The 24,006-nt window shown below is 60.4% G+C and carries 20 protein-coding genes and 1 tRNA gene; 15 read left to right on the top strand and 6 right to left on the bottom strand.

What is annotated here, in order from left to right; genetic code table 11:
• Positions 1-1,230, top strand: a complete 1,230-nt coding sequence (locus BBX50_RS01160; protein WP_065773495.1) for a hypothetical protein — start codon at positions 1-3, stop codon at positions 1,228-1,230.
• Positions 1,231-1,445: 215 nt separating this feature from the next.
• On the top strand, positions 1,446-2,117 hold the full coding sequence (locus BBX50_RS01155) for a glyoxalase/bleomycin resistance/dioxygenase family protein (RefSeq protein ID WP_065773494.1): 672 nt from the start codon (positions 1,446-1,448) through the stop codon (positions 2,115-2,117).
• A gap of 152 nt (positions 2,118-2,269) precedes the next feature.
• Here the strand turns inward: BBX50_RS01155 and BBX50_RS01150 are convergent, their stop codons facing one another.
• Positions 2,270-3,007 carry a hypothetical protein gene (locus BBX50_RS01150; RefSeq protein WP_139108378.1) on the bottom strand — a complete coding sequence of 246 codons (738 nt, stop codon included), beginning with the start codon at positions 3,005-3,007 and terminating at the stop codon, positions 2,270-2,272.
• 496 nt (positions 3,008-3,503) lie between these two features.
• Positions 3,504-4,547 carry a hypothetical protein gene (locus BBX50_RS01145; RefSeq protein WP_139108377.1) on the bottom strand — a complete coding sequence of 348 codons (1,044 nt, stop codon included), beginning with the start codon at positions 4,545-4,547 and terminating at the stop codon, positions 3,504-3,506.
• 508 nt (positions 4,548-5,055) lie between these two features.
• Between BBX50_RS01145 and BBX50_RS01140 the strand changes: the two genes are divergently transcribed.
• From BBX50_RS01140 to BBX50_RS01130, 3 genes are read left to right on the top strand one after another with little or no spacing between them, the layout of a single operon-like run.
• Positions 5,056-6,663 carry a peptidase domain-containing ABC transporter gene (locus BBX50_RS01140; RefSeq protein WP_083213862.1) on the top strand — a complete coding sequence of 536 codons (1,608 nt, stop codon included), beginning with the start codon at positions 5,056-5,058 and terminating at the stop codon, positions 6,661-6,663.
• A complete protein-coding gene (locus BBX50_RS01135; protein ID WP_065773490.1) occupies positions 6,660-7,976 on the top strand; it encodes an HlyD family type I secretion periplasmic adaptor subunit in 1,317 nt (438 codons plus the stop codon). Before BBX50_RS01140 ends, BBX50_RS01135 begins: the two co-directional genes overlap by 4 nt.
• Entirely contained in the window at positions 7,977-8,426 is a 450-nt protein-coding gene (locus tag BBX50_RS01130) for a toxin-activating lysine-acyltransferase (protein ID WP_065773489.1), read from the top strand.
• Positions 8,427-8,607: 181 nt separating this feature from the next.
• Here BBX50_RS01130 and BBX50_RS01125 read toward each other — a convergent pair.
• Both BBX50_RS01125 and BBX50_RS01120 read right to left on the bottom strand, forming a co-directional pair.
• Positions 8,608-8,683: transfer RNA gene (locus BBX50_RS01125), tRNA-Thr, on the bottom strand.
• Between the two features lie 76 nt (positions 8,684-8,759).
• A complete protein-coding gene (locus tag BBX50_RS01120; RefSeq protein WP_065773488.1) occupies positions 8,760-9,770 on the bottom strand; it encodes a nitronate monooxygenase family protein in 1,011 nt (336 codons plus the stop codon).
• A gap of 343 nt (positions 9,771-10,113) precedes the next feature.
• Here BBX50_RS01120 and BBX50_RS01115 point away from each other — a divergent pair, with 343 nt between their 5' ends.
• Complete coding sequence (locus BBX50_RS01115; RefSeq protein WP_065773487.1) at positions 10,114-11,331, top strand: biotin transporter BioY; 1,218 nt, start codon at positions 10,114-10,116, stop codon at positions 11,329-11,331.
• A gap of 111 nt (positions 11,332-11,442) precedes the next feature.
• Here the strand turns inward: BBX50_RS01115 and ppk2 are convergent, their stop codons facing one another.
• Positions 11,443-12,330 carry a polyphosphate kinase 2 gene (gene ppk2 / locus BBX50_RS01110; RefSeq protein ID WP_065773486.1) on the bottom strand — a complete coding sequence of 296 codons (888 nt, stop codon included), beginning with the start codon at positions 12,328-12,330 and terminating at the stop codon, positions 11,443-11,445.
• Positions 12,331-12,562: 232 nt separating this feature from the next.
• On the opposite strand from ppk2, the gene phoR reads away from it, so the two are divergent.
• From phoR to phoB, 7 genes are all read left to right on the top strand, one after another.
• Entirely contained in the window at positions 12,563-13,828 is a 1,266-nt protein-coding gene (gene phoR / locus BBX50_RS01105) for a phosphate regulon sensor histidine kinase PhoR (RefSeq protein ID WP_065773624.1), read from the top strand.
• Positions 13,829-14,023: 195 nt separating this feature from the next.
• Complete coding sequence (locus tag BBX50_RS01100) at positions 14,024-15,058, top strand: substrate-binding domain-containing protein (protein ID WP_065773485.1); 1,035 nt, start codon at positions 14,024-14,026, stop codon at positions 15,056-15,058.
• 97 nt (positions 15,059-15,155) lie between these two features.
• Complete coding sequence (gene pstC, locus BBX50_RS01095; RefSeq protein WP_065773484.1) at positions 15,156-16,640, top strand: phosphate ABC transporter permease subunit PstC; 1,485 nt, start codon at positions 15,156-15,158, stop codon at positions 16,638-16,640.
• Positions 16,637-17,959, top strand: a complete 1,323-nt coding sequence (gene pstA / locus BBX50_RS01090; protein ID WP_065773483.1) for a phosphate ABC transporter permease PstA — start codon at positions 16,637-16,639, stop codon at positions 17,957-17,959. The genes pstC and pstA overlap by 4 nt, the downstream gene beginning before the upstream one ends.
• 13 nt (positions 17,960-17,972) lie before the next feature.
• Positions 17,973-18,788 carry a phosphate ABC transporter ATP-binding protein PstB gene (gene pstB, locus BBX50_RS01085; RefSeq protein ID WP_065773482.1) on the top strand — a complete coding sequence of 272 codons (816 nt, stop codon included), beginning with the start codon at positions 17,973-17,975 and terminating at the stop codon, positions 18,786-18,788.
• A gap of 50 nt (positions 18,789-18,838) precedes the next feature.
• Entirely contained in the window at positions 18,839-19,552 is a 714-nt protein-coding gene (gene phoU, locus BBX50_RS01080) for a phosphate signaling complex protein PhoU (RefSeq protein WP_093231848.1), read from the top strand.
• A 199-nt stretch (positions 19,553-19,751) separates the two neighbouring features.
• The gene (gene phoB / locus BBX50_RS01075; protein ID WP_034797168.1) at positions 19,752-20,435 is read left to right on the top strand and encodes a phosphate regulon transcriptional regulator PhoB; all 684 of its coding nucleotides are present in this window, start codon (positions 19,752-19,754) and stop codon (positions 20,433-20,435) included.
• 75 nt (positions 20,436-20,510) lie between these two features.
• Here the strand turns inward: phoB and BBX50_RS01070 are convergent, their stop codons facing one another.
• The gene (locus tag BBX50_RS01070; RefSeq protein WP_065773481.1) at positions 20,511-21,032 is read right to left on the bottom strand and encodes a GcrA family cell cycle regulator; all 522 of its coding nucleotides are present in this window, start codon (positions 21,030-21,032) and stop codon (positions 20,511-20,513) included.
• Positions 21,033-21,451: 419 nt separating this feature from the next.
• On the opposite strand from BBX50_RS01070, the gene BBX50_RS01065 reads away from it, so the two are divergent.
• Together BBX50_RS01065 and argF are read left to right on the top strand one after the other, a co-directional pair.
• A complete protein-coding gene (locus tag BBX50_RS01065; RefSeq protein WP_065773480.1) occupies positions 21,452-22,648 on the top strand; it encodes an aspartate aminotransferase family protein in 1,197 nt (398 codons plus the stop codon).
• Positions 22,649-22,794: 146 nt separating this feature from the next.
• Positions 22,795-23,712: an ornithine carbamoyltransferase gene (gene argF / locus BBX50_RS01060; protein WP_065773479.1), complete on the top strand. Its 918-nt coding sequence runs from the start codon at positions 22,795-22,797 to the stop codon at positions 23,710-23,712.
• Positions 23,713-24,006 lie beyond the last annotated feature (294 nt).

Genomic DNA, 24,006 nt, shown 5'->3' with positions numbered 1-24,006 from the left:
ATGAGTGCGGCCCCCAGTGACCGGGCACCCGGCAGCGATGCGGCGGAAGCCGCTCCAGCGGCTCGGCAAGGCAAGATCGCTGAATATCTCGCGTCCCACGGCGGCCCGTTCTTCGAGCTTCAGACCCGGCTGAAACTTCTGCGCGCGAACGCCCTGCAGTCGGGCAAGAGGGCATTGCTTTTCGTTGCCCTTGCCTGGGGCGTTCCCTTTCTGCTCGGACTGCCAGAGAGCCTGTCGCTCGATCACAGCCAAGGCGCCTACCTGACCGATCCGGGCGTGTGGGCGAAGTTCTTCATTGCCATTGCCGCCTTCGTGCTGGCGGAACAGCAGGTCGAGCGGGGTCTGCGCACCAAGCTCGGACAGTTCGCGCGGGCACCGCTGATTGCACCGACCTCGATGCCGGTTGCCGCTCAAGCCATCTCGACGGCACTGAAACAGCGCGATAGCCGGCTTGCCGAACTGGTCTGCCTCGCGTTCGCTGCGATGGCCGCACTGCTTTCCTTCCTGAACTTTCACGCGTCGGACATTTCGTCCTGGGCTGTGGCGCATTCGGCCGAGGGCAACAGGATTACTGCGGCTGGCTGGTGGTCGATCTGCGTCAGCCTGCCGTTCTTCGTCTTTCTGTTCCTGCGCGGGGTATGGCGGCACTTCGTCTGGGCGCGACTGCTGCGAAAGATCGCCGGGCTCGAGCTTCGGCTCGTGGCGGCCCATCCCGATAGCAAGGGCGGGCTCGGGTTTCTGTCGCAATATCCGAACGCCTATATGTTCTTCGTCTTCGGCATGAGCGCGGCGATCGCCGCTGCAGTCATGAAGCACCTCCTGCAAGAGACGCTCTCGATGACGACGTTCAGCATGATCATGGGCGGCTGGCTGGCGATCGTGATCGCGTTCTTCGCCTATCCCTTGTCGGCCTTCTCGCAGCCGCTTGCACGGCTCAAGGAAAACGGGTTGTTGATGCTCGGTGTACAGGCGACGCGTTTCCACCGCGCCGCCGAGCGCAAGGTGCTCGGCCGAAACGTGGCTGCTGATGCCGGCCCGGAACCGGACGAGGAGATTGCCGACCCAAGCAAGCTGTTCGACACGACCAACAAGCTCTCAACCATGCTCATCAGTCGCAACGCGGTCGTGCCTGTCGCCGCCGCAGCCCTCATTCCCTTCGCGGTCGCCGGCGCCACCAGGCTGCCCTACAAGGAAGTCTTCTCGGTTCTGAAGAAGCTTTTGCTGCTTTGACCATGGGTTCAGACTTCTAACAGAGGGCGTTCGGGGTCCTTCCCAACACGGGATCAACTTGTCTGCGATGCGCTTGCACGGCGCAGGCAGAAGGCGAAGCCGGATTATCCCATGAGCCGTGAATTCGCGTCGGGAGCGGTCTTGACCTCAACTTATCTTGAGGTCGTATACCTCGCCCGACAAAGCGAATTGGCTCGCGACGGGATCGGGTTTCTATGCGCATAAGAAAATTGTCACTGCCGACATCCGATGTTTCGAAGAGTGCGGGCTTCTTTCGCGACCTGCTGGAATTGCCGACGATCGGGAATTCCATCCAGGTGGGGTGGAGCGAAATTCGGCTGATCCCCGCCATGCAGGCGGCGCCGCGCGGTGTGCATCTGGCTTTCAACGTACCCTATGAGCGCTTTGATGCCGCAATCGCCTGGTTGAAGCAACGCACACCTCTTCAAAGAGAGCCGGATGGTAACGAGTGCCACGTCCTCGAGGGAGATTGGCAGTCAAAATCTGTCTACTTCGACGGTCCCGATAGCTCTGTCCTTGAATTGATCGGCCGCCGTCGATTGGTCGGCCCTGCGGCGAAGCTGCCCTTCAGCGGGTCCGATTTGTCCTGCCTCAGTGAGGTCGGACTTCCAACGGGCGATGTCGAGGGTACTGTTGCCGAAGCTGTCTGGACATTCGGCGTCGGAACACTCGCACCGGCCTCTTCCAGTTTCGGCGCGATCGGCAATGACGAGGGGATGCTGATTGCCGTCGACCCCCATCGGCCATGGTTCCCGGAAAGGCGTCACCTGCCGAGCGCTCAAGGTCTGGAAGTTCTTCTCGACGGCGTTGCGACACCCGGTACTATGTTGGATGCCGACCATGGTTGGAAGGTGCAGGCCGCATAGGCGCGGCCCCGTCGTTCCAAGATCAGTTCGCCATGCTCGCCCAGGCGGCCACGCACGCAGTCGCCATGCGCATTCAGCTTGCCGTCAGTTCTGAACTTGCAGAACAGGCGGCGGCGGCTCATTCGATCCTCCGTACGCATACCGAGGCTCTGTCAGACTGCCTTAGCAGACCTGCGGCTCCGGCATACAGCAATTATCGCCAGGTAGAACAGAATTGCACCGATGTGGAAGAGCGGAAGCTTCTGAAAGGGAAATATGTCGCCGGCAGAGTCGGCAGATAGGCTGTTCAGAGCCGCATGCGTGATGGTTGCGCATAGCACGACCAACGACCACCGCCACCAACTGCTTCTATTGAAGAGCTGGGCATACCCGATCGTCAAGAATGCGTGCATCAAAATCGTCGAACCGAGGACAACGTTGGTGTAGGCCTGGCTCGTCAGGCATTGCGTCGTTAAATCTGCGAGAGTGCAGGGGTAGCCGTCGCCATACAGATGTAGAAGTTTCAAACCAAACTCAAACAAGCCTATGGCTATGCCAAACCCTGCGAGCAGATCAAAGGTATCAATTTGATTCTTCGCGAAAATTTTCAAGAGAATCAACAATCCGACTGCACGGCTGATTTCTTCTGGAAGGGCGACGAGAAGGAAATAGAGGAAACCCAAAGGTTCAAAGAACCTCCCCGCCAACCCCGCAATTGGGATGCCGCAAAACACAGCAATAGCGAAGGAAAGGAATGCGCATAACACGACAGGTGCAACACTGCGCATTCCAACGATGATGGGTAGTGAAAGAGCGACGATTATCGCAAAGACTGCATTAAACAACATTCTTTCTTTCAGACCCTCCGCGAATGAACACCGGTCGACGCGATTGCTTGCGCCGATGAGCACGCACCCTCTTCAGGTCGACTCTCGTTCACGGTCCGCGGATGCCGCTCGCATATAGTCAGTCTTTATCTCGTGACCTCTGATTGTCGATGAGAGCAGCACGCTCACGATCAAGTTTCCGACATAGACGAGCGTTGCGCAGGAAAGACAATCGAGAAAAATATACAGTGCAAAGGTCGGCCAGCCCGACAAAATTGGGTAGGTTTCCAGTTCTCCTACCGTCCATAGTCCAACGGTCAAATGTACAAAGCCCGCTAGCCAGAACCCCACGCAGAATGGGCACCGCCACTGCTCATATAAAGTCTGCATCCAAGTTGGACATTTATCCAAAGCATAGTTGAACCAATTCCCCCAAAACGGAAGTTTGTCCCAAATCAATATATAGAGAGAAAGAGATATTAATGCAGGCGTTGCGCTTATCATTCTAGGGTCTCCTTCCGGCGCCTGTTCTAACAACTCTGAAACGGCGAAATTTTCGAAAGCGGGGCTTCTTCGAAGGCTACCAGCAGCGGTCGTCAAATAAATCGGACGGAGACGTAAAGCGATACCAATACGCTTGAGCGTAGAGGCCAAGGTAAGTGAGCAAACCAACAGGCTCAGGGTTTGCATTTGGCCTGGCATGCAGTTGAGACGTCAACATGACATCATACGGGCACAAAGCAGAGGATGCTGTATTGTACGCGCCACGCATGGTTTCTACCCCGCGAGTGTCTAACAAAGCGCCATCATTGTCATTTAGTATAGTTTTCAATTGAAAGTCACTACCGTTAATGTCAGGCGCCACATTGTACTCTTGGAATATCTCTTGAATAATAATGAATTTCGTGAATCTCTCGACATCTTGTTCTGGAGCGTCTGGTATTGGTGGGACATTAACATATACCGCCGCCTTCTCGATGCGATTGCTTTTAAGTGAATATGTTTTTTCACTTTGCGCGCGTTTAAAATCCATCGTTGCAAAATCAGAATTGAAAAATAGAGGTCGCCCATAATATCCTGGCAAATATAAATTAAGTATACTCCAGTATATTTCATCGTTTTCATTCGGGTATATTCTCGATAGCGATGAGCGCAATTTTGCCGCAAAGGGACTTTGGAACGTGTGCGGATCAACGTCATTGCTGGGGTCGCTTCCGACATAAACAAACCGGTCCGCTTTCATTAGGGCGCCGGCAGAAACCATCTCGAAATCAACCGTACGATTGCTCACTCTTGCGAGGAACGCATACACGCTCCTAACGTAATCCGAGTACTTTCGCGGCATGTCCGCATCGATTGCGACGCTAAAATGTCCCGGTTCATCACGGAAAAATTGAGGGACATACACGAAGTTAATATTTGGACCGTGTTCGTTTATGGCTAGATCAACGTACTTGTTGTAGTCGCCGCGCTGATGCGTCCCATATCCGGCACTACCCAAGGCAACTAGCGTGGCAAGCCCTGCAACTAAAAACCGAATGCGCATAGATGATCCTGAATTTGTTAGCAGCGCGGCCTTGTAAAGTCGCGCCGCCTCTTTTCTAGGGCTAAATTCTGCCTTCACCAACTCCTACCGCGAAATTGGTTACGGATGCTGCTGTCAGGTTCGGAAACATGGCAGGAGGTGCAACCCGATCCATTGCGGTCCTGGAAAAGGTGATCTGCTCCGTTGAAACGGCCGGGCGAGCGATCTCGGGCCTGTCGGCCCTGGTCGGTCAAGCCGTCGCGAATGTTCTTCGAACCGTCGCGGTTCGTTTTGGCTTGCCTGTTTACGCCACCGCTACTGCCTCTGTCTCTGCTACCCATTGAAATCCCCTTGTTCGCTATACGATAAATCAACAATCTGACACACGCGTCGATTGCGTTGGTAGGCGATCATTTTGCGCGAAGCATGTCAATGGTCTTCCCGCATCGGTTGTCTTTTTATCGATTCATGCATAAACGTTGCTCAACGCGAGGGGCGTGTGAAGGAGGGGAATTTGCGAGACGCGCAGGAAGGTCAATCGCGACCCGCACCGCTGGCATGGTTCACTCAGTCGACATTCCGTTACACGCCATTCATCGCCGAACTCATGGTCGTGGCGGTGGTCATTCGACTTCTCGGACTGGTTCAACCATTCGTATTCCAGGCGATCATCGATCGCGTGCTGCCATTTCAGCGGGAAGCGACGCTGACCCTGATCGTTGTCGTCTTGGCGCTCGTCACGTTGATGAGCGCTACGCTGCAGGCGCTGTCCGCCTACCTTGGCAACCATATGGGCAACCGCCTCGTCGCGGAAATGGCGAGCCGGATTTTCCGGCACGTTCTCGGCCTGCCGCTGCAATTCCTGCAGCGCTGGCAGGTCGGAGAAACCCTGGCGCGTATGGGCGAAATCAACACCGTTCGAGCATTTCTGACGGGGACGATGTCCGGTTATGTGCTCGATGTGCTTTTCGCTGCCATTTACATCGGCGCGCTTCTGTCCATCAGCCCGTTGCTGACAGCGGTCGTTCTGATCATGCTTCCGTTGCAATTGGCCGCCTTCGGAGTGATGGGGCCATTTCTCAGGCGACGGATGCAGGCGTCCTTTTTTGCCGGTGCGCGCCATCAGTCTCGGCTTGTCGAAACGTTTGCCAATGTCATCACCGTCAAGGCGCTGGCCTCCGAACGGCGGCAAGCCGAGCGGTTTCAGGAGACGCTGGAGGACGGTCTTACAGCGGAATTTCGGGTTGCTAAACTCAACATCGCCGACGGTTTCGTTGGCGACATCCTTGAGAACAGCTCCGTTATCCTGATTATCTACTTCGGTTCAAAGCTGGTATTTCAGAACGAGATCACGCTTGGCGAATTGATTGCCTTCCATCTCCTGAGCGAGAAGGTGGCCGGGCCGATCATGTCGCTCTCGTCCATATGGGAGCAATGGCAGGGAATCGGCGTCGCGCGTCTTCGCCTCGGTGATTTCCTGAACAGGCCGGTGGAGACCGAGGTTGCCCGGCCGCCGTTGCGCATAGAAGGCCCCTTGCGGCTCAGCCTCAGCGGCGTTTCGTTTGGCTACGTACCGGACCGCCCGGTGATCCGTGACCTCACCCTCAATATCGAACCCAACCGGCCAACCATCATCGTCGGTGGCTCCGGCATAGGCAAATCGACGTTGGCGAAACTGATGTCTGGCCTCTACACGCCAGAGACCGGGACGATTCGGGTCAATGGCAAAGACATCAGCGCTTGCGATCCCGAAAGCGTGCGACGCGCGGTCGTCTACCTGCCGCAGGAGCCTGTGTTGTTTTCCGGTACCGTGCTGGAAAATCTGCTGCTCGCGCGACCGGATGCAACGGAAACGGAGATCCAGAGGGCGCTGGCTGACAGTGCTGCCGACGAAGTGGTGGCACAGCTTCCGGGCGGCCTGCAAGCCGATGTCGGCGAACGCGGCGGCCATCTTTCGGGTGGTCAACGGCAGCGCCTGGCTCTGGCGCGGGCGTTGCTTTGTGATGCCGCCGCACTCGTGCTCGATGAGCCCACAAGCGCACTCGATGCGGCGTCGGCCGCCATCATTATCGAGGCGTTGAAACGGTTGGCACGTCATCGAACGTTGATCGTGATTACACACCACCCGGAGCTTCTTGGCCTGGACGTCAACGTCGTTGACCTTGCAAGCCTCCAGGCGGCTCCAACGGAACACGCAATGGCGGAGCCAGCATGACAAGCCAGCAATGGGGGACGCCGGCTTCTCCGACCATTCGCATAACCGTCTGGCTGCTCGTTGGGTTCTTTGCGGTGGCCGTCGCCGGTAGCTATGTTGCCCGAACCGAGATCGTAGCGCGCGGTCAGGGCAAAGTCGTACCGGCAGGCCGCGTCCAGACGCTGCAGCCCCGGGGCGACGGCAAGATTACAGCCATCCATGTTACCGAAGGCGGAGCAGTGCAGCGGGGCCAACCGCTTGTTGAGCTGGATGATACGTCGGTCCGAAGCGACATTGATCGCATTAAGGCTGAAATCAACAGGCAGACTCAGGATAGAGCCGTTGCGCGGTCGATCCTTTCGCCGCTGGACGGTGGCGATCCCGCCAGCGAGGATTTTGTTGACGGTGGCCTGACCGTCCTGCGGCGGGAGAGTGGGGCAGGTTCTGGCGACACCGAAGCGCTAACAGTTGCGGTTCTATCGGCGCTGAGCGACCGGATTGCGCAAATCGATGCACAGATTTTCCGCATCGAGCAGATGAAGGGCGTTCAGGTCGCTCGCATCGAGAAAGCGCGCACCGAATGGAACATTCTCGTGCAACGTTTCGCCGCATCTGCGTCCTTGAAAGAGCAAGGCACGATCAGCAATTCCGAATACCTTGAACGCTCGCGGCTCATCAACGCCGGCAAGAACGAGGTTCTTATCGCCGAGCGCGAGTTGGCCGGCTTTGATGCCGAAGCTCAGACTGTAACGGCGCAGCGCAAGAGCGCGATATCGGAAGTGCGCTCCACCTATCGAAAGCAGCTCAGCGCCGCATCCATTGCGTTGAAGGCCTTGCAGGGCGAGTTGGGTGCTGCCGAACGCCGGCTCGCGGATCTTTCGCTTGAGGCCCCAATCAACGGTCGGGTCGAAAACCTGTCGGTGCACACGATCGGCGGATTTGTTGAGGCTGGTGCCACCTTGATGACGGTGGTTCCGTCCGATGACAAGATTGAACTCGAAGCGTTCTTTGACAATCGGGATATCGGGTTCCTTAAAGCGGGTCAGCGGGCATTCGTGAAGTTTGATGCCTTTCCGCCCGAGCGCTTTGGTGTTGTCCGCGGAACCGTTTCAAGCGTTGGCGCCGACGCTCGGCAACAGACGCCAGGCGGGCCCTGGGTCTATGCCGTCCGGCTTCAACCCGAACAGAGCGGTATCGCCGTCGGCGACCGCATGGCGGCGTTTTCACCTGGGATGACAGCGACGGTTGATGTGATCACCGGCGAGCGGCGACTGATCAGTTACTTTTTCGAACCCATCCTCAAGGCATTGCAAGACAGTTTCGGAGAACGATGAATGACGACGAGCGACGATCCGAGAACGGGGAATATCTTCGAAGCATTGGGGATGATCATAGCCGTCGCCATGGATTCCCATTACAGCGACTGGTCCATTTCCGAGGTCGAAAGGCACATCGTTCCGGCGTTGAAAAGCGGGCAATGTAAAATCTACGGCAATGACGACCTCGGCCCTACCGCTTTTGTTACCTGGGCTTTTCTTGACGACGAATGCCATGAGGCGATGCTTTCCCACGGAAGAAATCCGCCGGCCGACCGTTGGGCGGCCGGCAAACATCTCTGGGTGATGGACATTGTCGCCCCCTACGGCGACGCGCCGCGGATCGTCCGCGATCTGCAGCGGAATCTCTTCCCGAATATGCACGGGCACTCGATAAGGCGTGACCCCGAGGGTCGCGTCGTTCGGATCGCGAAATGGCGCAATGCACTTGCCGGCCGAGCTTCGTAGGTGCACGAAGGGGATATGGAAAACCATACGGCGCCCGTTTTCCCGGAAAGCCGGCGTTGTACCGGAGGTCTTCTTTCGGAGGATCGGGCCAGGAAAATCTGCCTTCGCGGCGCGCGATTTTCTGCGAGTTGGCGCTACGAAGCTCGCAACAACGACAACAACAACAAGTGCTTGAGAAGAATGGTGCCGCTTACGTGACTCGAACACGTGACCCCATCATTACGAATGATGTGCTCTACCGACTGAGCTAAAGCGGCCCGGAGGCGGTTCCGCGGAAGACCGCGGAACGAATGTGAGGCGCTGATAAACGCAAAGCGCCAAGATTTCAAGCCATCAGTTTCGAGAAGTTGAAAATTCCTTGTTGGTGGCCGTGGCCGGGGCGGAATGCAGGCCGAGGCGGGTGCGGGCGGCGTCGTATTCGCGCTCGAGCCGGTCGACGAGACGGGCGACGGACGTCACTTCCTTGACCGCGCCGATGCCCTGGCCGCAGCCCCAGATGTCCTTCCAGGCCTTGGCGCCTTCCGTCGCCTGGGCGAAATCCATCTTTGATGGATCGGCTTCGGGCAAGTTCTCCGGGTCCATGCCGGCGGCGGCAATCGACGGTTTCAGGTAGTTTCCGTGAATGCCGGTGAAATAGTTGGAATAGACGATGTCGGCGGCGTTGCTGTCGACGATCATCTGCTTATAGGCATCGCTGGCGCGGGCCTCTTCGGTGGCGATGAAGGACGAGCCGATATAGGCCATGTCAGCGCCCATCGCCTGGGCCGCCAATATGGCGCCACCGGTGGCGATCGCGCCGGAGAGAAGCAGCGGCCCGTCGAACCAGGAGCGGATTTCCTGGATGAGAGCGAAGGGAGAAAGCGTGCCCGCATGGCCGCCGGCGCCGGCCGCAACCGCGATCAGCCCGTCGGCGCCCTTGCGGATCGCCGAATTGGCATGGCGGTTGTTGATGACGTCATGCAGCACGATGCCGCCATAGGAATGGATGGCGGCGTTGACTTCGGGCACGGCGCCGAGCGACGAGATGACGACGGGAACCTTGTACTTGATGCACAGCATCAGGTCCTGCTCGAGGCGCGCATTGGATTTGTGTACGATCTGGTTGACAGCGAAGGGTGCTGCGCGCCGGCCGGGATTCTTGGCGTCGTGATCGGCAAGCGTTTCGGTGATTTCGGCGAGCCATTCGTCGAGCTGCGAATGCGGCCGGGCGTTGAGTGCCGGGAAGGCGCCGATCACGCCGGCTTTGCATTGGGCGATCGTCAGCTGCGGGTTGGAGATGATGAACAGGGGCGCGCCGACAACCGGCAGTCTTGTCGTTCCGGAAAGAATTGGCGGAAGCGGCATCGGTTTCTCCATCCCTCGATTGATTGCAACAAATTTTGACGTTTGCGTAAACGTCAAAACAAATAGCAGCAAGTTGGTCGCTTGCAAAGTGCTGGTTTGGCTGCCTGCGCTACGGGCTCCCATTCGCCTATCCCTCACGCGGCGCGGCGTTTTCCCCGGCCTTGGCCGGTCGACGTGGTCGTCGGGCTTGCGGATTCTCGAAGCAGCGGTTACGCAATTGTTAACAAAACCAACGGCGTGCCTCCAGATTTAACCGTTAGGCCCTTGCGGACAAGTCGAGGAGTACCGATCAGCTGCGGCGCGCCGGCAGGTCTAAAGCCCTGCCTACACAGAAGGACTTGATGTGAGCGGACTTGAGACTGCGATCAGAAATGCGCTTGAGCGTTCCGAGCGCGCCAATGCGGAAACGCGGGCGCGCATCTACCAATCTGCCCGCCAGGCGCTCGAAGCGGGATTGCAGAAACAGGGGATCGAGGACGTCAACGTCATCGCCCAGCAGCGCCATCGGCTTGAAGCCGTCATCCATGCGATCGAAACGGAGGAGAGGGCGGCCCTGAGGGCGCGCCAGCCAGCACCGCCGGTCGCCAGCCTCGGCGATGCCACGCGTTCGCGTGGGTCAGGGCAGCCGCGTGTCGAACCGCAAGTCCAGTCTCCGGCCCAGTCTCCCGCCCAGTCTCAGGCGCAGCCTCAACCAGAGGCGCCGGCGCCCGGTCGCCGGGAGCCGGGATTTGCAGGCGACGCCCCCCGCCAGGCGACAGGCGACGGCGGGCTCGGTAGCCTGCGCGCTGATCGCGACGGCCCGGTCGTCTCGACGCGTGCCGCCGTCGACAGCGCCACGAAGAGCGCGGAAACCGCCGGTGCTGCGCCGGAAGTCCGCGCAGACACCGGTCGCAAGCGGCGCCGCAAGCGCAGCCGTCTTCTGTCCTTCACCATGGTCGTCGTCACGCTCGCCGCCGCGGCGGGCGCCGCCGTGTGGTGGGTGCAAACCAACGATCTGCTGAAATCCGCCGCCGAACGCGACACGAACGTTGCCAACCCGCCGGCATCGGTGGCGTCGGAAGATTTCGATGGTGCGGCCGGCTTGCAGACGCTCGGCGCGCAGCAAGGCTTCACCGGTGATTGGGTGGAGGTCTTTACGCCTGAGAAAGCTGCAGCGGTTGTACCCGGAACAAGCGCAAAGGCCGAGCCCTTGGATGACGAAGGCGGCCGGCGCCTCCAGCTGACCTCGTCCGTTGCCGAGGCGGAAGGCGACATCACCATCGAGATTCCGGCTGCGGTCCTGGCGGAGCTTTCGGGGAAAACCTCGACACTGGCGCTGACCGTGCAGGCGCAACCGGGCAAGACCACCGAGTTTGTGGTCGAGTGCAATTTCTCGTCGCTTGGCGAATGCGGCCGCCACCGTTTCACCGTGCACGACGAGCGGCTCGACATGCTGTTCAAGATCACCTTCGACCGCAGCCTCGCGCCGAATTCGCCTGGCCAGATCGTCATCAACAGTGACATCAGCGGCGAGGGCAAAAGCCTCAGCCTCTATGCGATCCGCGTTCTGCCGGGGCAATAGGTCGATCACGCCAGGGAAGATTGTGACGCTTCGGGAAAGCGGCAGGTGTCTGGAAACCTGCCGCCAATCGACGCGCAACAGGCTCCGTCTTTATGATTTTCGACCTCCCAGCTACTTCAGGAAGCCCGATCCGGTGCCGACGATCTTGTCGTCGACCTCGCCAATGGCGCCCTTGTCCTTGCCTTCGTAGTCGAGCGAAGTGAGGATGTGGCGGATCAGGTTGATCCGCGCCCGGCGTTTGTCGTTGCCGCGCACCACTGTCCACGGCGCATGGTCCGTGTGGGTTGCCTTCAGCATCTCGTCACGTTTGGCGGTGTAATCGTCCCACTTGTTGAGCGCGGCAATGTCCATCGGCGACAGCTTCCAGATTTTCAGCGGGTCGTGACGGCGGTCGTGGAAGCGCTTGAGCTGCATTTCGCGGCCGATGTTGATCCAGAATTTAAAGAACTGGATGTCCTCATGCACGATCATCTTCTCGAAGCGCGGCACCTGCTTCAGGAACTGCTTGTGCTGCTCGGGCGTGCAGAAGCCCATGACCGGCTCGACGCCGGCCCGGTTGTACCAGGAACGATCGAACAGCACGAACTCTCCGGCTGTCGGCATGGTCGCGACATAGCGTTGGAAATACCATTGTCCACGCTCGGTTTCGGTCGGCTTGGTCAGCGCCACGATGCGCGCCCAGCGGGGGTTGAGGTTGCCCATGGTCGCGTGGATCGCACCGCCCTTTCCGGCGGCGTCACGCCCCTCGAACAGCGCCATCATGCGTTTTCCGGTCTTCTGCTGCCAGAGCTGGACCTTGACGAGCTCGACCTGAAGCGCTTCCAGCGTTTCCAGATATTCCTCCTCGTCGAGCTTCTTCTTGTAGGGATAGTCGTCGGAGGAGAAGGCCTCGTCATCGATCCACTTCGGCAACTCGGGATTGTCGATGTCGAAAACGCGGCTCTTGCCGCCGATCTCAAGTTCCACCGCGTGGCTTTCGATCTTCTCCGATGACGCCATGTGCTCGCCCTTCCGGCTTGGCGCACGGGTCCGAAAACCGGCTTCGATCGTCGGAGGATCCTGCGCGTTTTCAAAGGTCCCGGGCCGGTTCGCACCGCGTAAAGCGCGCGGCGTCCAAGGCCCGATTTCTTTGGAGGAGGCCACAATTGCATTGCGGATTCAAGTCGGTCGTGAAAATCATGTCATGAAGGATCGCTATTTCTCGACCATTTTGGTTCGGGAGGAAGACAAAGTGATTCATGAGGATGTCGAGGTGGACGGTACGAAGGCGTTCTGGCGGGACCTGGTGCCGCGACTGAAGGCAGAACGCTGGTTGCTGAGCCTCACCCTGCTGTTGGCGATCCTTGCGACCTTCGCCGGCATACACTTCCTCATTGTCCTGCCTTTCTGGATCGTTCTGGTTGCAGCCCTGCTCAATCGCACCGCCCCGGCTTCGGTCATATTGAACCCGGCCAAGACCGTGGTGGCGACGGGGCCGGCAAGCGACCCGCTCGTGCCCGCGCTGAACGCGCTCGACATGCCGGTCCTGGTGGTGGCCGCCGACGAGACCGTGGTTTTTCAGAATATCGCCGCCGAAAAAGCCTTCGGAACCATTCCGCCCAATACCTATCTGGCAGCAAGGGTGCGTTCGCCCGGCATCCTCGACATGGTCCGCGAGACGATGGCGACAGGGAAGGCCAATCAGATTGAGCATACCGAACGATTGCCGTCGGACGCCGTTTATGTCGTGCGCGTCGCGCCCGCCGAAATCGGCGGCGATGGGCCGACGCGACGCATTTTCCTGATCACCTATCGGGATATCTCGCAGGCGCGCCGCATCGACCGCATGCGCTCGGACTTTGTCGCTAATGCCAGCCACGAGCTGCGCACGCCGCTGGCCTCGCTGCGCGGCTTCATCGAGACCCTGCAGGGGCCGGCGCGCAACGACCTGAAGGCGCAGGAAAAATTCTTCGTCATCATGCATGAGCAGGCCACCCGCATGAGCCGACTCGTCGATGATCTCCTGTCTCTGTCGCGGCTGGAGTTGCGTTCGCATATCGCACCTGATGACCCGGTCGATCTCGCCCCGCTGCTCGGACATGTCCGCGACAGCCTGCTGCCGCTTGCAAAGGATCTCGACGTCACGGTCTCGCTCGTGGTGCCGGACAAGCCTGTGGTCGTGCAGGGCGATCGCGACGAGCTTATCGAGGTCTTCGAGAACTTGATCGAGAACGCGTGCAAATACGGACAGGAAGGCAAGAGGGTTGATGTAGCCTTGCGCGGTGGCGGTGGAGCGGAGGCCGAAGTGATCGTGAGGGACTATGGGCCTGGCATCCCGGCCGAGCACGTGCCGCGTATCACCGAGCGGTTTTACCGGGTGAATGTCGAGGCCAGCCGCTCAAAGAAGGGGACCGGGTTGGGCCTTGCGATCGTCAAGCACATCCTCACCCGGCACCGCGCCCGGCTCCTCATCCATTCCGAGGTGGGAAAAGGTACGACTTTTACGGTTCGCTTTTGACATATTGGCTCTGGAAAACTTAGGTGCGTTCATTTTTGATTAGCATTTTCAATGACATGAGCTGTCATAAATGTTTCGTCAAACTGACATAAAAGGTGTGGCCATCGGCGGCTAACTAGGGGCAGCCGATGAAACGGCGAAGAGCGCTGCAACGCTTGGCGCACACCAACACAAGCCCATTCCGGGAGAACTTTTATGAAAGCTCTTAAACTCACTGTTGCGGCTCTCGTCGCGTCCGTCGCTTTTGCCGGCGCCGCCGCCGCGCGCGACCAAGTTCAGGTCGCTGGCTCCTCGACCGTTCTTCCCTACGCCAAGATCGTCGCCGAGACGTTCGGCGAGACCTTCCCCGACTTCAAGACCCCGGTCGTCGAATCCGGCGGTTCGTCTGCCGGCCTGAAGGAATTCTGCAAGGGCGTTGGCCCTGATACCATCGACATCGCCAACTCCTCGCGCAAGATCAAGGACAGCGAAGTCGAGGCCTGCAAGGCCGCTGGCGTCACCGAAATCCAGGAAATCAAGATCGGTTATGACGGCATCGTCTTCGCGACCGATGCCGGCAATGCCGACCTCGCCCTGAAGCCTGTCGATCTCTACATGGCTCTGGCCGCCGAAGTCGTCGTCGACGGCAAGCTCGTCGCCAACCCCTACAAGAAGTGGTCGGAAGTCAACGCCGCGCTTCCGGCTGTCGAAATCGCCGCCTACATCCCGGGCGAAAAGCACGGCACCCGCGAAGTCTTCGAAGAGAAGATCCTCGCAGCAGGCTGCAAGGCGGCTGGCGCCGTTGACGTCATCAAGGCTGCCGTTGCCGATGAAAAGCAGCAGCACAGCAAGTGCGTTGCGGTTCGTAAGGACGGCCTGGCCGTCGACATCGACGGCGACTACACCGAAACGCTCGCTCGTATCGCTGCCAACAAGAACGGCATCGGCGTCTTCGGTCTGTCTTTCTATGAAAACAATGCCGACAAGCTGAAGGTCGCAACCGTCAACGGCATCGTTCCGTCGACCGAAACGATCGCTTCCGGCGAGTACCCGGTTTCCCGCCCGCTGTTCTTCTACGTGAAGAAGGCTCACCTCGGCGTTATCCCGGGCCTCAAGGAATATGTTGAGTTCTTCCTCGACGACCAGATGATCGGCCCCGACAGCCCGCTTGCCGAATACGGCCTGGTTGCTGCTCCGGACGCTGAGCGCGAAGAAGTTCGCAAGGCTTTCACCGCCGGCAACATGCTCTGATAATGACAAGTCCCGGCGCGAGATCGCTCGCGCCGGGGCATGCCTTCATTCGATTTTGCCGGCGGCCATGACGAGCGATGCCGGGGAGACGTGCTAAATGAGTACTTCGCTCCTTCTTTTGTTAATTGTTGTTATTGGTTTCATTGCCTATTTTTCCGGCCGTTCGCGCTCACTCGCGCTGGCTGGCGGCAAGCTCTCCAACCTTCATTCGTTGCCGGGCTACCACGGTAGCTACGTCGCCATCTGGGCGATGCTGCCGGCGGCGCTCGTGCTTGGCACCTGGTTGATCGCGGCGCCCATTTATATCGATAGCAGCACGCGAGCCGCTCTGCCCGATACGGTTCAGAGCCAGGGGGCTGCCTCCCTCCAGCTCGCGCTTGGTCAGGTCAAGTCCGTTGCCGGTGGCCTGCTGCGCCTCAGCGGCGAGGAAGTCGCGGCGCTCGAAAGCGGTGCCGCCAATCTGCGCTCGACGCTCGCCGCCAAGGGCGTTGCCCTTGCTGGCGAAGGCGAACCGTACATGATCGCCGCCGCCCAGCATTTCAACACGATGACCGTGACCAACCGCTGGCTGATGAGCGCGGTCGTTCTGTTGATCGCTGTCGTCGGCGGCATCTATGCCATCCGCAACGTCGCTGCGCGCTTTCGCGCCCGCAACCAGGTCGAGCGCGTCATCCTCGGCTCGCTGATCGTCGCGTCTTCCATCGCCATCCTGACGACGGTGGGCATCGTCACTTCGATGTTGTCGGAAGCGGGCCGCTTCTTCACCATGGTATCGCCGTTCGAGTTCTTCTTCGGCACGGTCTGGGATCCGCGCTTCGCGGCTGCCGGCAGCGGTGGCGCTTCCGGCCAGTTCGGCCTGATCCCGCTTCTTGCCGGCACGCTCTACATCGCCTTCGTCGCCATGCTCTTCGCCGTGCCGATCGGGCTTTTCGCAGCCATCTACATGGCCGAATATGCCAGCCCGCGGCTGCGCTCGACCGCAAAGCCGCTGCTCGAGGTGCTCGCCGGCATCCCGACGATCGTCTACGGTTTCTTCGCGCTCGTGACCGTCGGCCCGTTCCTGCGCGATATTTCAGCTCAGTTGAACGGTCTCGTCACCGGCAACTATCAGAACTTCATCCAGGCGCAGAGCGTGGTCACGGCCGGCATTGTTATGGGCATCATGCTGATCCCGTTCGTGTCGTCTCTGTCTGACGACATCATCACCCAGGTGCCGCGTGCACTGCGCGATGGGTCGTTGGGGCTCGGCGCCACCCGCTCGGAAACGGTCAAGAAGGTCATCCTTCCCGCCGCATTGCCGGGCATCGTCGGCGCTCTGCTTCTGACCGCATCCCGTGCCGTCGGAGAGACGATGATCGTGGTGCTGGCAGCCGGTGTCGCGGCCCGCATGCAGATCAATCCTTTCGAGCCGATGACGACGGTCACCGTGAAGATCGTCAACCAGTTGACCGGCGACCTCGAGTTCACCTCGCCGCAGACGCTGGTCGCCTTCGCATTGGGCATCACGCTCTTTGTCATCACGCTCGGCCTCAACATTTACGCGCTCTACATCGTGCGCAAATACCGGGAACAGTACGAATGACCGACATCGCTTCCCCGACCGTCCGGATCTCCGCCCGTCCCGAATCCGCCAAGCGCGATATCGGCATCAAGCGCCGCTACGCCGCCGAGCGCCGGTTCCGCGCCTATGGCATGGCCGCAATCAGCACCGGTCTCTTCTTTTTGGCGCTCTTGCTGTGGACCGTTGTCTCCAACGGCTACACCGCGTTCCAGCAGACGACGATTACGCTGCCGATCGAATTTACCGAAAAGGTCATCGATCCCAAGGGGGAGCGCGCGACCGACGGCAAGGTGCTGCAGACCGCCAACTATCCGCTCCTGGTGCGTGACGCACTCGTCAAGCAGCTCGGCATCGACGCGAGCAAGCGGCCGCAGGTCAAGCAGGCGACCGATATGGTCTCTGCGAGCTCCCGCACGCTGCTGCGCGACATGGTCGTGGCGGATCCGTCGATCATCGGCAAGACCGTTCCGGTCACGCTGCTCGCCGAGGCCAACATCGACTCGGCTAATAAGGGTCAGATCGACCTCAGGGTCGAAGAGAGCAAGCGCAAGGTCAAGGATCAGCAGGTCACCTGGATGAACCAGCTTGCTGAGGCCGGCGTCCTCAAGAAGAGCTTCAATACCGGCATCTTCACCTTCGGTGCTTCCAGCCGTCCTGAAGCGGCGGGCGTCGGCGTTGCCGCCCTCGGCTCGTTCTACATGATGCTGATCGTGCTCGTGCTGTCGCTGCCGATCGGTGTCGCTGCCTCGATTTACCTCGAAGAGTTCGCGCCGAAGAACCGGCTCACCGACCTGATCGAGGTCAACATCAACAATCTCGCGGCCGTTCCGTCGATTGTCTACGGCCTGCTGGGCCTCGCCGTCTTCATCAACTTTGCCGGCATGCCGCGTTCGGCAGCCGTCGTCGGTGGTTTCGTGCTGACGCTGATGACCTTGCCGACGATCATCATCGCCACCCGTGCGGCGTTGAAGGCGGTGCCGCCGTCGATCCGCTCGGCAGCCCTCGGTCTTGGTGCGTCGAAGATGCAGACCATCTTCCACCACGTGCTGCCGCTGGCGATGCCGGGGATCCTGACCGGCACGATCATCGGTCTTGCCCATGCGCTTGGCGAGACCGCGCCGCTGCTGTTGATCGGCATGGTCGCCTTCGTCGTCGACTATCCCGGTTCTCCGATGGAACCGTCGACTGCGCTGCCGGTGCAGATCTACATGTGGGCCAACGAAGCGGAACGCGCCTTCGTCGAACGCACCTCCGGCGCGATTATCATTCTTCTCATCTTCCTCGTCGTCATGAACCTTGGCGCCATTCTGTTGCGACGTCGCTTTGAGCGCCGTTGGTAGTGAGGTAATTACTATGAACATCATGTCAGAAGCAGCCGTCGAGAAAGCCTTGGATCAGAAAATGAACACGGTTCCCTTCAAGATGATCGGCAAGGATGTGTCGGTCTACTACGGCGAGAAGCGTGCGCTTTTCGACGTCAACCTCAACATCCGCGAGAACACGGTCACGGCGCTGATCGGTCCGTCGGGCTGCGGCAAGTCGACCTTCCTGCGCACGCTGAACCGCATGAACGACACGATCGAGAACTGCCGCGTCACCGGCAAGATCACGCTCGACGAGGACGACATCTACGATCCGACCATCGACGTCGTCGAACTGCGCGCCCGCGTCGGCATGGTGTTCCAGAAGCCGAACCCGTTCCCGAAGTCGATCTATGACAACGTCGCCTATGGCCCGCGCATCCACGGGCTTGCCCGCACCAAGGCAGACTTTGACGAGGTCGTCGAAACCAGCCTGCACAAGGCCGGTCTGTGGAACGAGGTGAAGGATCGCCTGCACGAGCCGGGCACCGGCCTTTCCGGTGGTCAGCAGCAGCGCCTGTGCATCGCCCGTGCCGTTGCCGTCAGCCCGGAAGTGATCCTGATGGACGAGCCCTGTTCGGCACTCGACCCGATCGCGACCGCCAAGGTCGAGGAGCTGATCCACGAGCTGCGGACCAACTTCACGATCGTCATCGTGACCCATTCGATGCAGCAGGCAGCTCGCGTTTCGCAGCGCACCGCCATGTTCCACCTCGGCAACCTCGTCGAGGAGAACGACACCGACAAGATGTTCACCAATCCGGATGACCAGCGCACCCAGGATTACATCATGGGCCGCTTCGGCTGAGGCCGAATAAAGCTCCGACAGCAACTGGAAAGCGCCCGTAAGGATCGACGATCATGTCCATGCACATCATGTCCGCCTATGACGAAGAACTGAAGTACCTGACGCGCCGCATCTCGGAGATGGGCGGTCTCGCCGAACAGATGGTCGCCGAGTCCGTTCGCGCCCTGGTCAATTCCGACCTGGCCCTGGCACAGAAGGTGATTTCGGACGACACCGTTCTCGATGATGCCGAGCGGCAGATCGGCGAGAAGGCGATCGTCACGATCGCCAAGCGCCAGCCGGTCGCCGCCGACCTTCGCGAGATCATGGGGTCGATCCGCATCGCCTCCGACCTGGAGCGCGTCGGCGACCTGGGCAAGAACACTGCCAAGCGCGTGATCGCCGTCGCCGGCTCCGGCATCCCGCGCAAGCTCGCCCGTGGCCTCGAGCACCTCGCGGAACTGGCCCTGGTGCAGCTCAAGGAAGTTCTCGACGTCTACGCCTCGCGCTCTCCGGAAAAGGCCAACAGCATCCGCGAGCGTGACGAGGAGATTGATGCGATCTACACCTCGCTGTTCCGCGAGCTTTTGACCTACATGATGGAAGATCCGCGCAACATCACGCCCTGCACGCATCTTCTGTTCTGCGCCAAGAACATCGAGCGTATCGGCGACCACGCGACCAATATCGCCGAGACGATCTACTACATGGCGACGGGCGCCCAGCCGGAAGGCGAGCGCCCGAAGGATGACAATACGTCGACGTTGGGCTCGGTCAACGACTGAGCGCCGCACGCGGCACCCGAATGCATGCCTTTTGAATGCCATCTGGTCGCGGCTTCGGTCGCGGCCCCGAATTCCTGTATCTGGAGCAAGCGGCTTTCGCACCGCCTTTGAAAACGGCGGCTGTGCTCCAGATTTAGAGTGTCTGAGCGCCTTGATGGTCTAGGGACCGACGGCGCCCGCGGTAAGGAGACGTTACCTCATGCTGCCAAAAATCGCCGTAGTCGAAGACGAAGAGGCGCTGAGCGTCCTGCTGCGTTACAATCTCGAAGCCGAGGGCTTCGACGTCGATACGATCCTCAGGGGCGACGAGGCGGAGATCCGGCTGCAGGAACGCCTGCCCGACCTCTTGATCCTCGACTGGATGCTGCCGGGCGTTTCCGGCATCGAACTTTGCCGCAGGCTGCGCCAGCGTCCGGAGACGGAACGTTTGCCGATCATCATGCTGACGGCGCGCGGCGAGGAAAGCGAGCGCGTTCGCGGGCTGGCGACAGGCGCCGACGACTATGTGGTCAAGCCCTTCTCGACGCCGGAGCTGATGGCGCGCGTCAAGGCGATGCTGCGCCGGGCGAAACCCGAGGTGCTCTCGACGCTGCTGCGTTGCGGCGATATCGAGCTCGACCGCGAGACCCACCGCGTCCATCGCCGCAGCCGCGAGGTTCGTCTCGGACCGACCGAGTTCCGCCTGCTCGAGTTCCTGATGTCCTCTCCAGGCCGCGTCTTCTCTCGCTCGCAGCTTCTGGACGGAGTCTGGGGGCATGACATCTATGTCGATGAGCGCACGGTCGACGTGCATGTCGGCCGCCTGCGCAAGGCGCTGAACTTTTCGAACATGCCGGATGTCATTCGCACCGTTCGTGGCGCCGGTTACTCGCTTGAAAGCTGACGAAGCGAGGGCGAGCCAATAAAAAAGGGGCCGAAGGGCCCCTTTTTCGTGTCCAGTTCAGTGCCGAGCGAGGCCTTAGCGCATGCGCCGGCGTTCGGCCGACGGCTGATAGGCAAGCCGCGCATGGAAGCTGCAGTAGGGCGAGGCCTCGGGGGAATCGTTGCCGCAGAAATGGAACTCTTCCTTCAGCGGGTCGCCGATCGGCCACTTGCAGGTGCGCTCGGTGAGCTGGGTCAGTTCAAGTCGGCGCGACATCGGCACGACCACATCGGTCCGGACGCTGAAGTCCTGTTCGGCGACGAGATCGACTTCGATCTCTTCCTTAAGAACGGTCGCGCCGGCAGGACGGGCAACGGTGCGGGTCGAAACGCGCGAGGCGTAGTTCGGGGCGCGCGGCGCCGAGGTCGGCCGCTTCGGGCGGGCTGCAGCGGTGGTGCTGCCGCCGGCCTTGGCGCGACCCGGCAGGCTCAGGCGATGAACCTTGCCAATGACCGCGTTGCGGCTGACGCCGCCGAGCTGCGCCGCGATCTGGCTGGCGCTCAGGCCCTCCGACCAAAGCTTTTTCAGTTTCTCCACCCGCTCGTCAGTCCAGTTCATTTCTGCACTCTCCGTTCTCAGCGTTGGGGATGGCAGAATCCCTCACCGCACTCCGGTTAAACCCCGGAGTTGCAACGCGATAACTCTTTTGGTGACTAGGTCCGCCGCATGCGTCTAGTAATTGAATGTTAACGTACTGACGGCCGGACTCCGTGGCAAGAGTCCCGGGAATCACGCCGAATCGATTTCGTAGTTTTCCCCAACTTGCTCGGCTGGCGTTGCATTTTTGCAAGCCCTTCCGGGTGATTTTTTCGCCGACAGGAAACAGTCCCCTCTGTTGCGCTGCAAGGCTTGGTTTTGTTGACATTGCAGCGCGAAATAGGAATAGTGCCTGCGCCGCCGAAAGGCGGCATTTTTGATTTTTATCGGGCCGCGCGACGTGGGTTCGATACCGACTGGAGTGAGAAGGAGAGCCTCGCATGACTGCAACGCCGCTTTACGATACCTACCTGCGCGCGCCGTTGCGTTTCGAGCGAGGAGAGGGCGCCTGGCTGATCGCCGAAGACGGCACGCGTTATCTTGATTTCGGCGCCGGCGTTGCCGTGAACTCGCTGGGGCATGCCCATCCGCACCTCGTCGAGGCGCTGAAAGCGCAAGCGGACAAGGTCTGGCACCTGTCCAACCTCTACGAAATCCCAGGCCAGGAAAGCCTCGGCCGTCGGCTGACGGCGGTGACCTTTGCCGACAAGGTCTTCTTCACCAATTCCGGTGCTGAAGCGCTGGAGTGCGCGATCAAGACGGCGCGGCGCTACCATTTCGCCAAGGGACATCCGGAGAAGTTCCACGTCATCACCTTCGAGGGCGCCTTCCACGGCCGCACGATCGCGACCATCGCCGCCGGTGGCCAGCAGAAATACATCGAAGGTTTCGGGCCGAAGGCGCCGGGCTTCTACCAGGTTCCGTTCGGCGATATCGCCGCGGTCAAGAATGCCATTACCGAGGAAACGGCTGCGATCCTGATCGAACCGATCCAGGGCGAGGGCGGTATCCGCCCGGCGAGCAAGGAGTTCATGCAGGAACTGCGCGCGCTCTGCGACGAGTTCGGACTTCTCCTGATCCTCGACGAGGTTCAGACCGGCGTCGGCCGCACCGGCAAACTGTTTGCCTATGAATGGGCGGACGTCCGCCCGGATATCATGGCGGTCGCCAAGGGCATCGGCGGCGGTTTCCCGTTCGGCGCCTGCCTGGCAACGGAGGAGGCGGCTTCCGGCATGGTGGCGGGCACGCACGGCTCCACCTACGGCGGCAACCCGCTGGCGATGGCCGTCGGCAATGCCGTGCTCGATGTCATTCTCGCGGATGGGTTTCTGACCCATGTGCGCGACGTAGCCCTCGTCTTCCGTCAGGGCCTCGCGTCGCTGAAGGACCGCTTTCCCGATGTGATCGAGGAGATCCGCGGCGACGGTTTGATGCTGGGGATCAAGGTAAAGGGACCGTCGGCCGATCTGCTGAAGGAAATCCGTGCCGAGAAGCTCCTGGCCGTGCCGGCCGGCGAGAACGTGCTGCGGTTGCTGCCGCCGCTGACGATCACGGCAGAAGAAGCCCGCGAAGGCCTCGTTCGCATCGAGCGCGCCGCCGAGGCGGTCAGGAAGGCGAGCGGCGACGCTGCAGCCTGACGGATAGGAAGTGCTGCAGCGGCCTTTGCGCGCCCAACAGGACGCGCGGCGCTGCAGGCCCCACCGAGGTGTTAGAATGTCCTTCGTGCGTTGACGCGGATGCATGGCGCACGAAGGATCCGTTTTTCAGACAGGAACCGAGTACGATGGCAGGCACCAGACATTTTCTTGATCTTTCGGCCATGACGGCCGCCGACCTCCGGACGATCATCGACGATGCGCGCATCCGAAAGGCGGCGACGAAAGCCGGAGCCGCCGAGAAGCCGCTCGCCGGCAAGATGCTGGCGATGATCTTCGAAAAGCCCTCGACTCGTACGCGCGTCTCCTTTGACGTCGGCATGCGCCAGCTCGGCGGCGAGACCCTGTTCCTGTCGGGCACCGAAATGCAGCTCGGCCGCGCCGAGACGATCGGCGACACCGCGAAGGTCCTGTCGCGCTACGTCGACGCGATCATGATCCGCACCACCGATCACCGCCGTCTTCTGGAGCTGGCCGAGCATGCGACCGTGCCTGTGATCAATGGCCTGACCGACGATACCCATCCCTGCCAGATCATGGCCGATATCTTGACCTTCGAAGAACACCGCGGACCGGTAAAGGGCAAGACGATCGCCTGGACCGGTGACGGCAACAATGTGCTGCACTCGCTGATCGAGGGTTCCGCCCGCTTCGGCTACCGCATGAACATGGCGGTGCCGCTCGGCTCCGAGCCGCAGGACAAGTTCCTGAACTGGGCGCGCAACAATGGCGGTGAGATCCTGCTGTGTCACGACGCAGAACAGGCGGTCGCCGACGCCAATTGCGTGGTGACCGACACCTGGATCTCGATGAACCAGGAGCATCGCGCCCGCGGCCACAACGTCTTCCAGCCCTATCAGGTCAACGAAGCGCTGATGAAGCACGCAGCCTCGGACGCTTTGTTCATGCACTGCCTGCCGGCGCACCGCGGCGAAGAGGTGACTGACGAGGTGATCGACGGCCCGCAGTCGGTGGTGTTCGACGAGGCCGAAAACCGGCTGCATGCGCAGAAGTCTGTTATCGCCTGGTGCATGGGGCTCGTCTGAGCCCGCCGCAGGGTTGGGGTCGAGGGCGCGTTGAAAAGGTCCCAGGTCGTGCGTTGCGCGGGCTGCGTCGGGCTTACGAGCGCCGCTCTTGACATTGCCGATGCGCGACACGATTTAGGCGGCATACGGGCGCTCCTGAAGAGAGTGAGCGCAAACCGTCGAGGTGGTGCGTCGCAATCGCGGCGATACGAGCCTGGTGGACAATCCGTTCATCGCGGGATCAATTGAGACAGCGAGCACGTTGCGCGGGGATAGCAATATCTCTGGTGCAGCTTGATGGCTGAAGGCAAGGAG

The organism is Ensifer sp. LC11, assembly GCF_001695835.1.
Lineage (GTDB): Bacteria > Pseudomonadota > Alphaproteobacteria > Rhizobiales > Rhizobiaceae > Ensifer.
This window is presented reverse-complemented; position numbering and strand designations above follow the sequence as displayed.